This is a genomic window from Bradyrhizobium sp. USDA 4341, assembly GCF_054063755.1.
Genome location: NZ_JBSSGO010000002.1, coordinates 8,092,797 through 8,105,892 on the forward strand (window position 1 = coordinate 8,092,797; position 13,096 = coordinate 8,105,892).

Below are 13,096 nucleotides of genomic sequence, written 5' to 3' on the forward strand. Positions count from 1 at the left end.
ACATCTTGTTTTCACTATTCGATGCGGAGGGGGGCAGCCCGCCGACCTCGCGGACGCGAGCGGTTCAATCTGCCCGTAAAAGTGCCCTGCCGGACGTCAATTTGTCGCCGATCCTCTCCCGGGATGCTCGAGTTCTGTTTCTGGACGTCGAGACTACGGGGCTGAGCTGGTTCTACGATGAGATTACCATCATCGGTTGGGCAATAGACGGCGCATACAAGGTCTTGGTGAAGGGTGAAGATCCGACGCCACTGCTGCAGGATCTTGCATCAGCTACTGTCCTGGTGACGTTCAACGGCACGCTTTTCGACCTTCGATTCCTTCAGAAGACCTTCGGCGAGCTTGTGCTTCCGGGGATTCATGTCGACCTGCGCTACCTCTCGCGTCGGGTGGGATTGGCTGGTGGGCAGAAGAGTATCGAGAGAGAGCTCCAGATCGACTTCCGTAGCGATCTCGAAGACGTCGACGGCGCTGCGGCCGTGCTTCTCTGGCACGACTATCTGCGCGGAAGCTTGCCGGCGCTGCAAAAGCTCGTCCTGTACAATCGAAGCGACGTCCTCGGGATGGCGGCTATCCTGGACATAGTGATGGCTCGGCTCAATCTGCAGAGCGATTTCTGGCTTCAGCCTCAGGCTTTCGAGGAGATAGCCCAACATATTTTCGGTCAACCGGCTCCGACGATTTCCGACCGAGCGCTCCAGCCCTGCGTGGCTTTCCGAAGCTTCGCGTCGATCTTCTCTGCCACTCCAGCTGAGCACGCCCGGATCGTCGGTATCGATCTGACGGGTTCGGAGAAGCGCGGCTCTGGCTGGTGCGTTCTGGAAGGTGCTGTCGCCGAAACCCTGACCGTTCACACCGACGAGGAAATGGTCAGTCGGATCATTGCCCTCAAGCCGGATCTGGTTTCTATCGACTCCCCGCTTTCGCTCCCGTTCGGACGGACCGTGGTGACTGACGACGACCCAGGTCGACAACAGTACGGCATCATGCGCAAGTGCGAGCGCGAGCTGAAGAGGCGCGGTGTCAACGTCTACCCTGCGCTGCTGCCGAGTATGCAGGGGCTCACCCGCCGTGGAATGCTGCTGGCGGCCAGGATCCGGAGTGAAGGTATCGCGGTTATCGAAAGCTATCCGGGCGCGGCTCAAGACATCATGGCCATTCCGCGCAAGGGGGCCGGGATCGAATATCTGAAGCGGGGGCTGTCCGACTTCGGCATCTCCGGACCGTATGTTTCGGAAGAGGTGACACATGACGAGCTCGATGCCATCACGGCAGCGTTGGTAGGCTCGTTTTTCCTCGCCGGCAAATACGAAGCGCTCAGCGGCCCGACTGAAGGTGCCTTGATCGTGCCAAAGCTGACAGACAGTGCAGATGCTCCTCTCGTGGTTGGTATAAGCGGAAAGATCTGCTCCGGGAAGACCACCGCCGCGCACATGTTGGAGGAACAGGGCTTCGCTTACACGCGATTTAGTCTGGTCATCGACGACGAGATTGTAATCGCGGGAGAAACGCCTGACCGTGCGACGCGTCAGGAGTTTGGTGAGCGGATCCATCGCGAGAAGGGTCAGAGGTGGCTCTGCGAGCGTGTACTTCAGCGCGTAGGGAATCAGAGCCTGACCGTGATCGATGGGCTGCGCTTCCCTGAGGATCGGGCCTATTTCGTGGAGACCTTCGGCTCTCGTTTTGTCCATCTCCATATCTCGGCCTCGGATGCGGTCCGCCGCGCTAGATATGCGGAGGATGCCGCCGTTTCGTTCGAATCGGCGGACAGCCAGCCGGTCGAAGCCGGCATCGGGCCACTCGCGAAGCTGGCCCAGATACATCTGACGAATGAGGGAAGCTTGTCGGAGTTGAAGCAGTCGCTGAACCAGGTCCTCTTGGAGATATCGAAGAGCGACAGATGCCTGTCTCAGTAGTAGTAGGCGGCCAGTACGGGTCGGAAGGAAAAGGTAAGGTCGCACTCGCGATCGCTCGCGAGAGAGATGCTCGCTGCGTCGTCCGCGTAGGCGGGACCAACTCGGGACATACGATCATCGACGAACGTGGCGAGCCGCGTTCTTTCCGTCAATTGCCGGCATCGGTCTTCTCGAAAGACAGTATCGCGGTGCTTCCGCCTGGCGCGCTTGTAGACGTCGACATATTCGAGAGGGAAGTCGCCGAACTCGGCTTAGGACCGGACCGCGTGAAGGTCAGCTCGTTCGCGAGCTTGATCTCCGCGGAGGATCGCGAAACGGAGAGATCGAACGGGCTCATCGATCGAATCGGTTCGACGGGATCGGGAACGGGAGCGGCTCTCGTGCGCCGCATTGGTCGGGCGTCCACCGTTCGTCTGGCGAAGAATGAACCGAGATTAGGGCCTTATATCGCTGATACGGCTCAGCTGATGCGTGACTTTCTGGCGAGGGGACAGCGCATCGTCATCGAAGGATCGCAGGGGTTCGGGCTATCGCTTCTTCACGGGGGATTTTACCCCAATGCGACGAGCCGGGATACGACGGCCGCCGCCTTCGTCTCGGAAGCTGGTTTGAGCCCGTTCGACGTCGATGAAATCGTTCTCGTTCTCCGGGCGCACCCGATCAGGGTGGCGGGTAATTCCGGTCCCCTTGAAGACGAGATGAGCTGGAAGAATCTCGCGGCCGAGGCGGGACTTTCAGAGGATTACAGGGAGCTTACGACTGCGACCAAGAAAATCCGACGTATTGGCCGCTTCGAGGTCGACGTCGTGCGAAGGGCGATCGCGGCCAACCAACCGACTTCGATCGTGCTCAATCACCTCGATTATGTCGACCCAGCGTTTGCGCGGGGCGAGCGAAGTCGGCTTGCTCTAGAGTTTTTAGCACGCGTCGAGTCGCAGATTGGAGCAACGGTGACGATGGTTGGATTCGGTCCGGACTCTTTGGAACCAAGATCGGACTTGGATCGGGATACTCGCCCTAATTCCAAGCACTCTCTCAGGCTCGTTTGAGATATTCGTTCGATCGATTGAGCCAGCGCGGAGGCATGTTCTTCCTGGGCCACGATCCAAAAATGCCGGCACGATCCGCGACGCGCAAGGAAGTATCGTAGGAGAGGGGCGTCGGGAAAGCGCTCGCGGAATTTTGCATTCAAGACGTCTGCTTGACGCGCAACCGTCGCCGTCCGGTTGAGGTGGTGGTAGATCACCAGCGAATGCCCCGCACTCCAGAATTCCGCGACCTCATTCCAAAAGACGTACTTTCCGCTTTTCGGCGAATGCCGTTGGACCGATGCCGTTTCAAGTCCGTTGTCGGGATCTAGAAAGACCAGCTGATGGCCTTCCGCGAATGCGAGGGCCTTTTTGAGCCAGGCAGCCCTGAACAAACCACGCTGCGTTCGGCTCAAGCGCTTGTCGCCGCGGCGATCGGAAACCGAGTTTGCGAAGAAAGAGGTGTCAGGGGGCAAAATGCCTGCGGCGGCAACGGAGCGCACGCTCCTTTTTCCCTTGTGAATAAGGCGCGCCAGAGCCGCATGGAGGCTTGGATCTAGCTGTGCAAGAGCCCCATCGCGGAGATAGCCTAGGTGCCTCCCGTCTGCATTGTGGTCTTCATCCGAATACAAGTACCATATGACCGCGATTCGAAGCTTGGTTTCCCGGGCGATCGCTCTCAGTAGGGCGTACTTTGCGAAATCTCCGACGTCGCCGACGTATCGATTTTGCATCTGGTTTCGGAGCCTCTTCTCGAGAAAACAGTCAGTAATGGATTTAGCGAATCTACCAAAGGATGACGACGACGCCAAAGCTCGTGCTGCCAGGTTCGAGAATATGGATCCGTTTCCGAACGTACCTCGCGCGTTGCTTTCCTCTTTCGAGATAGCAGACTACGCCCGCGTTACGGGAATGATGTGGCCGTTTGCCGAGAAGCAGCTCAAGTCTGCTTCCTATGAAGTTTTCATAGGTGGAGAAGTCATCTGGTGGGACGGAAACGGACGGAGACGAACAAAGATCGTCAAGAGGGGTACGCCTTTAGTGCTGGAGGCAAACTCCATCGTGTTCGCTCAAGTCGAGCCGATCTTCAGGTTGCCGAACTACATCGCGATCCGGTTCAATCTGAGGATCACGCATGTCCATCGTGGCCTGCTACTCGGTACCGGTCCCCTGGTGGATCCCGGATTTCACGGAAAGCTTTTGATACCCCTCCATAATCTTACGTCAGATCCCTACGCCATCGATACGAATGAAGCTCTAATATGGATTGAGTTCACCAAGACAACGTTTGGTTATCAACCTGAGATCGGAGACGATCTGGCCGCCCAACGAGATGTACGAAAGTTCAAGGGATTCCCGCCCGACAAGCGATATCTGGATCCCGACAAATACTTGCGCAAAGCTAACGCCGGAAATCCGATTCGCAGCTCAATCCCCGACGCGATCGCAAAGTCTGCCGATTCCGCCCGCAAGGCCGAGAAAAGTGCGAAAGATCTTCGCAATATAGGCCTTGTAGCTGCTGTTGTTGCCGGGGTGCCCATCGCGTTCGCGCTATATCAAATCGGCCAGCAGTTCGTGTCGATGGTGCAGAACACCCAATCGCTGGTAGGGACGGTTTCGACGGACGCGAAGGGAATGGCCGAAAAGATCACGACATTGTCGACGGACAACAAGAATTTGACGGAAAAAATGGTCGAATTGAAAGACGCAAACGAGAAGCTGAACGCGCGTCTGAACGATCAAGATGCGCAAATTCAGAAACTGAGCTCCCCTCCGAGGAAGCGACCCAGAAGGGCTCCTTCAAAGGGAAAAGGCCGCTGATCGAGGGGCTCGCTCGTATGGGCGACTTTCGCTCTCCACAGGCTTGGATATTGACGCCAAGGGGCTATATATTTTCAGCGAAAGGGTCTGCCGATTCACAGAAGGGTGCAAGGGCCTTTTAATACGGCTTCTTTTGGTGAGCTTGCCTTCAACGAAGTGCGTGTAACTCTACTCGTGGATATGGGTGTGGCTGATGGCAGGCCGCACTTCATGCCGGCTTCCCGCCTCTTTGAGGTAGTATTGCGATTCTGGCGTGACTTCCTTCGCCAGCATGCACCGTATGGCGGCGTCGTGCCTGCAGGTCGGACGAAGCTATCGGACGCCTTCAGCATCTCAAGCTTGCTTCCAACATCTCAAGCTTACTTCGGCCGCGTCTCAATCGATTCAAACGGCGTTTTGCATCGTCTGCGTGGACACTTCACCCGCTCCATCGAACGGATGACGGCGGAGATGTCCCTGCAATGCGGTGCACGCTCGTGCGCGCACTGCAGAGCGCTACCGCCTAAAAACGTCGGTCACGGAGTCTGACTGCAACGGAGCCGGGTTTGCTGATCGATAAGCTTGGTCACAGTCAGTTGCCGGACTGATAAGGAAAACAGCAAAAGCTTAGCCGTCATGCATGGAGGGGCATGGCAGTGCAGGATTCCTAGGTCATCTCGATCAGCTAGGACGTCGAGCCCGAGCGAGAATGGGGCGCCGCCGGGGGGCGGGCTCTGAAAGAATACAAGCCTAGGAGGCGACGGTGGAGTGGAAGCGGAGCCGCTGAGCGCCGGAGCGCATGGCGAAGCCAAGACCACGGGATTGTACAGTTGGTGACATCAATCTGCTTGCGCCGCTCTGCTCGCGAACTGTGGAGCTCTAGGCTCGCTGTCCGATGAAGCAGGCCCTCAATTCGCTGAAGTAATCGAACCAGGCCAAATCGACTTCGGAACGCCTGCAGCCGCGATTGCCTGTAGACGGCATCATGTTGGCAATATATCGTTCTTGCAATCGATAGTTGTTCGCCATTGGTGCGACTGAAACAATTTATGCAACTTGCCGACAGAAGCAAGGCTAACGGTGTTTTTTAGAGGGACGACGAGTAAATTTTGAGCAAGGCGTTGGGGGGATCCGTCATGCGATTCATTATTCGAGTGGCCATCAGCGCATTCCTGGTCACTAGCCTGTCAAACTGTGGAGCGGCTGTTTGGACGGAGATGCCAAATGGGCCGCCACGCCCCGAGGTAGATGGAGCGTTTATCACTTATGCCCTCGCACAGGGGACGCTAAACATTCAAGCAGAATTGAAGAGTAGCGATTTGACCATTTCAACAGATCAGAAGGTTACTGCAAAGGCGGACCCAAATAACATCTACTCTCTGGTCTATAATCACTCGTCTATCTCGGAAGACGACATCAACATCCAGATGGATACAGGCCTCATCAAGTCCATCTCAACAACAACCACAGACAAAACCATTCCGATCATTCAAGGTGTTACAAGTCTGCTTTCGCAGGTTGCGGCGACACAATCTGCTGTTGAGAAAGCCGGTCGCGTAGCCGCTGCGCCGCCTCCGATCGCACCAAAATGCGCCGATATGCAATCGACTTATGTGAGGAATCTGACACACAAGACTGGTACGGCCTACATCACGAAGCCCGGCGATGCCGATTGCAGAGTCATCTTTGCAGTTCAACAAACGCTCGTTTCAAACGCGTTGTTCGGCGTCGTTGGCTTTCCGCACCCTGAAGACATACAATTGACTTCGCTCGAAACATGCGAGCGGACATACGCGTTCTGCTTTAGACTTTCTGGTTTGTACAAAGTCACCGTCAGCGCGCATGTGGAGAAGGGCGGCGCGAAGGTTAGCCCCGAGGTCAGTCTCCCTCCTTTTACTGTTGCAGCCCCGGTGGCGGGAAGACTTGGCTATGTCCACTTTGATCGACGCGCCTTTGTGGCGAACAAAGCGAGCATAAGCTTCGACTCTGCTGGCGTCGTGTCGGGATTTGCAGCAACAAATCCAAGTGAGGTGCTCGGCTTCATTGCGCTGCCGACAGCAATAGCAGCGGGGGTAGCTGCCGCGGTTGCATTGCATTGATTCGACTTTGGGGCGTGCGAGCTCGCGGTGCGGCTAAATGGACTACGACCAATATAAGGGTCCGGCAGAGCGGACCGCAGGGCTCGATGTGAACGTGAAATGTATTGGGTACTCAGAAGTCCAGCGAATGAGGGCCTTGGTTTGTGCGTGCTTCTGAATCAGTTGTCGTAGGTTCAAGCTTGGTGGGATTACTAATTTCTCAAGCGCTTGAAACAAGCCACACGGGTCTCCCGGCTCGCGGACTCGACGCATGGGTGCCGCTTCATTTGCCCACGCCGAAAAGTAGCTCGTAATCTGCCTTGTTAATAGGGAGCCAGTTCATGTCCATCGAACGGTTCTCTAGCTTCCCGCCACAGGCAAACGCGTCAGTGGTGAGAGCTCCGTTCTCTGAGAACTGCCAGAAATGAGCGGTCGTGTACTTCCCGGATGGATACGATGCCCCATGTGGCAAGGGCGCCATTTTCCATTCGGGACTCCCGCCTTGTTTTGTCCAACGCGGGTCATATGTTGGTCCGCTGCCGGTGTACCTCGATGTCCAGATGGCCTGTGTTCTCGTCAGGAGGTCTCCCGTGTTGCCTAGGACGGGATTCCACCAGGCGATTGGATTAGTGTAAAGGATTACTGGACGCCCGGTTGCTGACGAGACGAGTTCGATCCACTCTCTGGCGAGTGCTACGATTTGGTCGGCAGACTTTGTGTACCACATGTCACAGTAGTAATTTCCTCGATCGTTACGTGTCCGGCGGTTCGCGGGACAGCTTTCGTAAGCCGGCGTGCCGCGAATGATCCGCTTGTTGGACCACTCGATATCGAGGGCAGGAGGCAGTTGATCGGGCCTCTTGCCGTTTGTCGCTTCGATGGCCGTCAAGAAAGCTTTCGCTTGGGTTTTGGCATCTATGTCAGGACGAAGAAAATGGTAGGCACCTCGAAACATGCTTTTGGCCGCATGCCTCGAAGCCATCTCGGACCAGAAACGCGGGAAGGAGAGGTCAGCAGTGTCTCCATCGCTAGCCTTGCTGTAGATGTAAACAATGCCATTGCTGAGAAACTTATCCCAATCCGCGCGACAAGAACATTTCGGATCGGTGTACCCGGACGGCGTGGCGCAGCTGCCGGAAGTAGAAAGGTCGAAACTATAGTGCGACAAGTCGGCGCCGAATACGCCAGCAAACCTGAGCCGCTCCTGCGGCGTAAGCGTGTAACGCGCGGCAGGAAGAGCCTTCGTGCCGGCCTGCGTTCCGATCCAGAACCTGCGCAACTCCCGCGGATCCACTTCATCCTGCGAAGCTTCTTGCGTCCAGGCAGACGCGCAGGAGAGCAAAGCGACGATCAACGTATGTACTCGACGGAGTTTCACGTCTGTGCATTCTTTACATGCTAAAGCCGCATTCGCCTACTTGCTCCCCAAGCGGCAAACCTCGCATTACGATGGCTTTCAAACTCTTAGAGTATTCAGAGGCAGTTCAAACAGGGCAGGTTCTTCACTGCGTCGTCGTGCGCTCAACGGGTTCGCGCGGACCGCAATACTTGCCGCAATGCAAAATACGACTATTGGGTGCGATCAGCCTTGCCTATTCGATCTAGTTGAGCAATCTTAGGTCGTATTTTGAGCGCTTGTCAACAGATCGGTCGGCCGGCCCCGGCAACATCGAGAAGCCGAGTGGGCGGCAATACTTGAAATCCACATTGACCATTGAATTTTGGAGCAGAAGAGATGTTCACAAGGCGCGAAGCTCTCATTGCGTTTGGAGCCTCTGTCGTTGCGACGGGCAAAGCGCTCGCAGACGATAGGCTCGAGTATAAAAACTACAACTTTGTCGATTACTACTCCGCGAAGGGGACTTTCCCGAGTTTGCAAAAGGATATTGATGCCGCAAACCAGATCGTCCAAACCCTGCCAACGGATCACTATTACGCAATCATGCAGCAACTGTCGGAGATCACCGAAGTCGGCTCGACCGGTGAATTGTTCAACATGCGTTGGAAGCAGGTCGCCAATCCTCTCATCGTCCGTTTCTTCCATGACATCGGGTATGCCAGGACGCCATATCCGGGCGATTGTACATCTTGGTGCGCGGCGACGCTGTCCTGGTGCCTTAGGCGTGCAGGCTTGAGAATTCCAAAGGAGCCGGCGTCTTCGCAAAGCTACTTGGCCTACGGAGCGCGTGTGAGCAATCCGGCTCCTGGCGATATTTGTGTTTTCACCGATATCGGCGATAGAGCCCACGGACATGTGTCGCTCTTCGTTTCGCGGGCGGGGGATACGCTCAAAGTCCTGGGAGGAAATCAGACCGGCGACTCCGCGACCAATTGCGGACCTGGATATCTGAAGAGCAAGATCGACGTAGCGGAAATTCCGATCAATCCTCGGCGAAAGCGTTCCGTGGGGATCCATTATCTGTCTGCCTATGTCCGCCCCACCTAGCCGTGTTTTTCAATGAGGTAGAGGGTGCCGCGCGAAGTGTCTGCGTTCGCGGTCTCGTTGGAATTCATTCATAAGGGTCAAAATTGTCATGTCGTTTCGCGCATCGCTCTCATCGTTGAGACTCAATTTCGCAGCTAGCCGGTCAGCGTGGATAGCTATTGTTGCGATCCTGTTTGTATCCTCTCCTGCTTCTTGTGCCGACTGGACGGTGATGGTGTACATGAACGGAAAGAACAATCTAGAGGTCGACGCGATCGACAATTTTTATAGCATGGCGACAGTCGGCGGCAGTGATCGCGTCAATCTCGTGGTCGAAATGGGTCGGCCAGAGAAGCATTACACCGATTCCGATGAGGCCTGGTCTGGGGTACTTCGGTTCTTGGTCAAGCGTGACACCAAGCCGAGGCCAGGAGAGGCCGTGGGCGATTTGCGTCAAAGCGGGAAGGTCGTCGATATGGGGGCGCCTGAGACGCTTGCCGATTTTCTTGATTGGTCTATGAAGCGATACCCCGCCACGCACTATATGCTGATCATCTGGAATCATGGTCAGGGCTGGCGATTTCAGCTTGCTCGCGAGTTTAACTTGAGAGCAATGGCTGCGTCCCGCAGCCTCACGACGGCGGCCAAATCGCAGCTTAAGTCCATCGTCAGTTCCGTTCCGCCGTTCAACGGATATCGTTCAGTTTCGCTGGATGAGGATACCGGAAGTGTTCTGTTCAACAGCGACATCCAACGAGTGCTCGAGCAGAGGTTTGGCGAAAAAAAGCTCGACTTGCTCGGGTTTGACGCATGCCTGATGTCGATGGTTGAGACGGCCTACGCGTTTCGCAATTCAGTCAATACCATGGTTGGAAGCGAAGAGCTCGAGCCGGGAGAAGGATGGCAGTACGCCGCCTGGTTGGCACCGTTGCTGAAGAATCCGAGTCTGGATGGTGCGGGGCTAGCTAAAGCGGTCGTTGCGAGCTACCAGAAGAGGTATGGAGACGTCAATCTGACGACCCTGAGCGCGCTGGATCTCACCAAGACCGAGGAAGTCGCGGGCGCCACATCAGCACTCGGAGATGAGATGCAACGACGCCTCTCAGCCGAGCGAAGCGCCATCGGCAAGGCGCGGTCAGGCATCACACCGTATGGTCAGGCAGCGCGGCTCGTTACGTCGATCGATTTGGATTTCTTCCTGGAACGTTATCGGGCGCGAACGAACGACAGCGCGATCAAGTCACTGATCGATAAGCTTCGAGCCAGCCTCCGGAAAATGACGATCGTGAACTATGCGTCTAAACGAGATCTGCCTTTGTATGGTTCTCGCGGTCTCGCTGTCTATTTTCCCGCGACGCAGACTGACTACGGTCAGGACCCAGATCACAATGGTTACGATAAGAAAAATACCGATCACCCGGTGGAGTTCGTTCAGAGACAAAAATGGGCCGATTTCCTGGCGGCATATCTACAGTAGCACAGACTGAACCAAGTACTCGTCGTGATCGACTGTTCGACGTCCCGTTTCTACGGCGCGCCTGATCTGCGAACGTCGAGTGTGAAAGCCCGAGTAAAGCCTTCATCTCGTTCCTTGGTCGGTGGAGGTAGGGCAGCGCGTGTGCCGTCGTCTGCGACGGAGATGGCGTCAAGCAACCTACGCAAGCTTGTTTGCGGACCTCGACCGGCAACCTCCTGGAGCTTAGCGCGAGCGGCCATGAGGGTCGGTTGGGTTAGCGCGGCGTAGCAGGTCGGTACGGTGCCTGTCGGGCGCTCGATCGCCACGACGACGATATGTTCGATCCCGACTGTGATGGGCTGTCCGCCGTTCCAGACCACGATTCGGGTTGCTGCGACCGTCGAATCGGACGACCCAGGCGGCAATACGATGCCGCAGTCGGAGGATTGGCCATCTGGCTTGATCATCAGGATTCCACCGCGCGCGTCGATATAGAGTACGACAGCATCGACGAACTTTGTGCTCTTTGAGCGCAACTTGATGGCAACCAGATCACAATGACTGACCGATACGATCTCATCAGTAACCGGCTTCAAACGACCAGCCGGCTTATCTAGAATCGTGTTGTAGAAGGCAGTGTCAGGGCAGTCCTGGCCATTCGCCGGACCGAGTTCGGCGATACTAAAACGCTCGAGCGATGTATCGATGAGTTCGCTGTGCGCCGTCGCGATCTGTGCTGCGCGGACAAGGTCCTGCGCGCGAGCAAGCTGCCAGATTTGGCGCAGCAGTTGCTTTGGGGCGTCGTTCTCGTCCAAAAGTGCGATACTGGGGGAGACGTCCGGCTGCGAAGAATCGGTGTTGAGGTTTCCGGTTGTTCCGGTGATCCACATCCGCTGATCTGTGACCCATAGTCGGAAGTCCGCCTCCGGCGTTCCGGCCGGCGACCATTCCAGAGCAATCCGCTGGAGTTCTGGGCGCTGTTGCTTGAGTGCGTGGATCGCTTCCGCCGCGATATCCCCGCCTGGCTTGCGGATGTCGTCGGGCGGCGGCTCCGAAACGCGGTAGGTCAGTGATGCGGCAGCCTCCAACAGTCGTGCCCAAAAAGTTGGCTCTCGCGGGGCCTTTTCGCCAGGCTGGAGAGAAGCTCTGCTATCAGCCGCGCCGGCAGCTGTGACTGTTGCTTTTGCGAGGGCCGGTCCATTGTCCCTTGAGTTCTTCAACAGGGCGACCGTGCTGCCTTCGACCAATCCGTGTAACCGGCCCGCACTGATATGAACAGAGCCGCCCTCGTACCGGGCCGGCCATCCCTCCTTCGTGGCCGCATTGCCGCCGGAAAACAGGTCATCATCGACATTGCCGTCGAATACTGGAAGCGGCAATCCGTGTCCGGCCACACCTGAATCGAGTTCTCGTATGATGTCATTTGCGAGGTCACGATAGGTCCGTCCGCGAAATTGACTGAGAGCTCGATGAAGTAGAAAAGTGAAGACGCCGAGAGTTTGCTCCGGACCCACGAGTGGAGGTGCGTAGCCGAGAAAGCTCTTCTCATACGACAGTTGCGTGGCGTTAACTGCAAAGAACGCAGTTAGGCGCCCGCCTCCGTGCACGGCGTGGACAATGCTAGGTCGGGATTGATGCAAATCAGTCATCCGACCTCGACGCTCGGAAGGAAACCGGATACCTAGATCCGCTGGATCAACGTGCCGTGTAGCCATGCCGGCACGTGTAGCCGTGCCGGCATGGCACATGTCGATGACAACAAAAACATTCGCTCCCTTGGCTCGCACCATATCAAGCAGCCCGCCGAGGTCTTCGTCGATCAAGCCGTTAGGAACTGTCATGGCGTCTGTCGTGTTGGGGCGGACATCGAACGGCAACATAACCTGGTTTCGGTCGAATGGCTGCGGGGTAGGGTCGGTCGCGCTCTTTGGTTGTTCGCTGCCATGCGATGAGACATGAACATACACGAAGTCCTTCGCCCGCACGCGTTTGGACAGGTTCTTCACGGCGTCCACGATCGCCGCGCGCGTTGGTTGCGCGGTCACCTTGGGAAAATTGTCCGACTGCGGAAGCCCGTCAGCGAGGACAGTCATGTCGGCTGTTTGGAAGCCCTTGGTCTTGAGCAAACGCCACATGATCGTGACATCATTGCGCGGCCCCTGAAGCTGGGAAATTTCAGGATAGCCAGACACGCCAATTAATAGGGCCCAGTTACGAGCCGAGGCTTCGGTGGTGAAGAGCAGTAAGAGACCAAATGCGATTGCTGAGATACGCATGCGACTTGCTCCAGTAAACCTGTCGCCGCCATCCAATAGTCAAGCCGTCAGTAGTACAGAAGATGTCATGCAACTTGACGTCTTATTGGTTACATCCTAGGCTCATGACTCAAGTGC

Annotated in this window: 8 protein-coding genes; 6 read left to right on the forward strand and 2 right to left on the reverse strand. The window is 56.4% G+C overall.

From position 1 onward, the window contains the following. Positions 1–5: 5 nt before the first annotated feature. The 4 genes from ACVIGB_RS43975 (at position 6) to ACVIGB_RS43990 (ending at position 6,843) form a co-directional block, all read left to right on the forward strand. Entirely contained in the window at positions 6–1,916 is a 1,911-nt protein-coding gene (locus ACVIGB_RS43975; protein ID WP_456724621.1) for a ribonuclease H-like domain-containing protein, read from the forward strand. Beyond that, positions 1,901–2,965 (forward strand): adenylosuccinate synthetase, encoded by a 1,065-nt coding sequence (locus ACVIGB_RS43980; RefSeq protein ID WP_456724620.1) that lies wholly within the window; start codon positions 1,901–1,903, stop codon positions 2,963–2,965. Before ACVIGB_RS43975 ends, ACVIGB_RS43980 begins: the two co-directional genes overlap by 16 nt. A gap of 750 nt (positions 2,966–3,715) precedes the next feature. Further along, complete coding sequence (locus ACVIGB_RS43985) at positions 3,716–4,765, forward strand: dCTP deaminase domain-containing protein (protein WP_456724619.1); 1,050 nt, start codon at positions 3,716–3,718, stop codon at positions 4,763–4,765. Positions 4,766–5,880: 1,115 nt separating this feature from the next. Then, the gene (locus ACVIGB_RS43990; protein WP_456724618.1) at positions 5,881–6,843 is read left to right on the forward strand and encodes a hypothetical protein; all 963 of its coding nucleotides are present in this window, start codon (positions 5,881–5,883) and stop codon (positions 6,841–6,843) included. 262 nt (positions 6,844–7,105) lie between these two features. Here ACVIGB_RS43990 and ACVIGB_RS43995 read toward each other — a convergent pair whose 3' ends face one another. After that, entirely contained in the window at positions 7,106–8,176 is a 1,071-nt protein-coding gene (locus tag ACVIGB_RS43995) for a GH25 family lysozyme (protein WP_456724617.1), read from the reverse strand. Between the two features lie 381 nt (positions 8,177–8,557). Here ACVIGB_RS43995 and ACVIGB_RS44000 point away from each other — a divergent pair, with 381 nt between their 5' ends. Further along, entirely contained in the window at positions 8,558–9,268 is a 711-nt protein-coding gene (locus tag ACVIGB_RS44000; RefSeq protein WP_456724616.1) for a CHAP domain-containing protein, read from the forward strand. 220 nt (positions 9,269–9,488) lie between these two features. Beyond that, on the forward strand, positions 9,489–10,724 hold the full coding sequence (locus ACVIGB_RS44005; protein ID WP_456724615.1) for a clostripain-related cysteine peptidase: 1,236 nt from the start codon (positions 9,489–9,491) through the stop codon (positions 10,722–10,724). A 50-nt stretch (positions 10,725–10,774) separates the two neighbouring features. Here ACVIGB_RS44005 and ACVIGB_RS44010 read toward each other — a convergent pair whose 3' ends face one another. Continuing rightward, positions 10,775–12,979: a caspase family protein gene (locus ACVIGB_RS44010; protein ID WP_456724614.1), complete on the reverse strand. Its 2,205-nt coding sequence runs from the start codon at positions 12,977–12,979 to the stop codon at positions 10,775–10,777. Positions 12,980–13,096 lie beyond the last annotated feature (117 nt).

What these genes read in the sequence shown, in the direction of transcription:
- ACVIGB_RS43980 (WP_456724620.1), top strand. Translation starts at nt 1,901, where the DNA reads ATGCCTGTCTCAGTAGTAGTAGGCGGCCAGTACGGGTCGGAAGGAAAA.
- ACVIGB_RS43985 (WP_456724619.1), top strand. Translation starts at nt 3,716, where the DNA reads ATGGATTTAGCGAATCTACCAAAGGATGACGACGACGCCAAAGCTCGT.
- ACVIGB_RS43990 (WP_456724618.1), top strand. Translation starts at nt 5,881, where the DNA reads ATGCGATTCATTATTCGAGTGGCCATCAGCGCATTCCTGGTCACTAGC.
- ACVIGB_RS44000 (WP_456724616.1), top strand. Translation starts at nt 8,558, where the DNA reads ATGTTCACAAGGCGCGAAGCTCTCATTGCGTTTGGAGCCTCTGTCGTT.
- ACVIGB_RS44005 (WP_456724615.1), top strand. Translation starts at nt 9,489, where the DNA reads ATGAACGGAAAGAACAATCTAGAGGTCGACGCGATCGACAATTTTTAT.
- ACVIGB_RS44010 (WP_456724614.1), bottom strand. Translation starts at nt 12,979, where the DNA reads ATGCGTATCTCAGCAATCGCATTTGGTCTCTTACTGCTCTTCACCACC.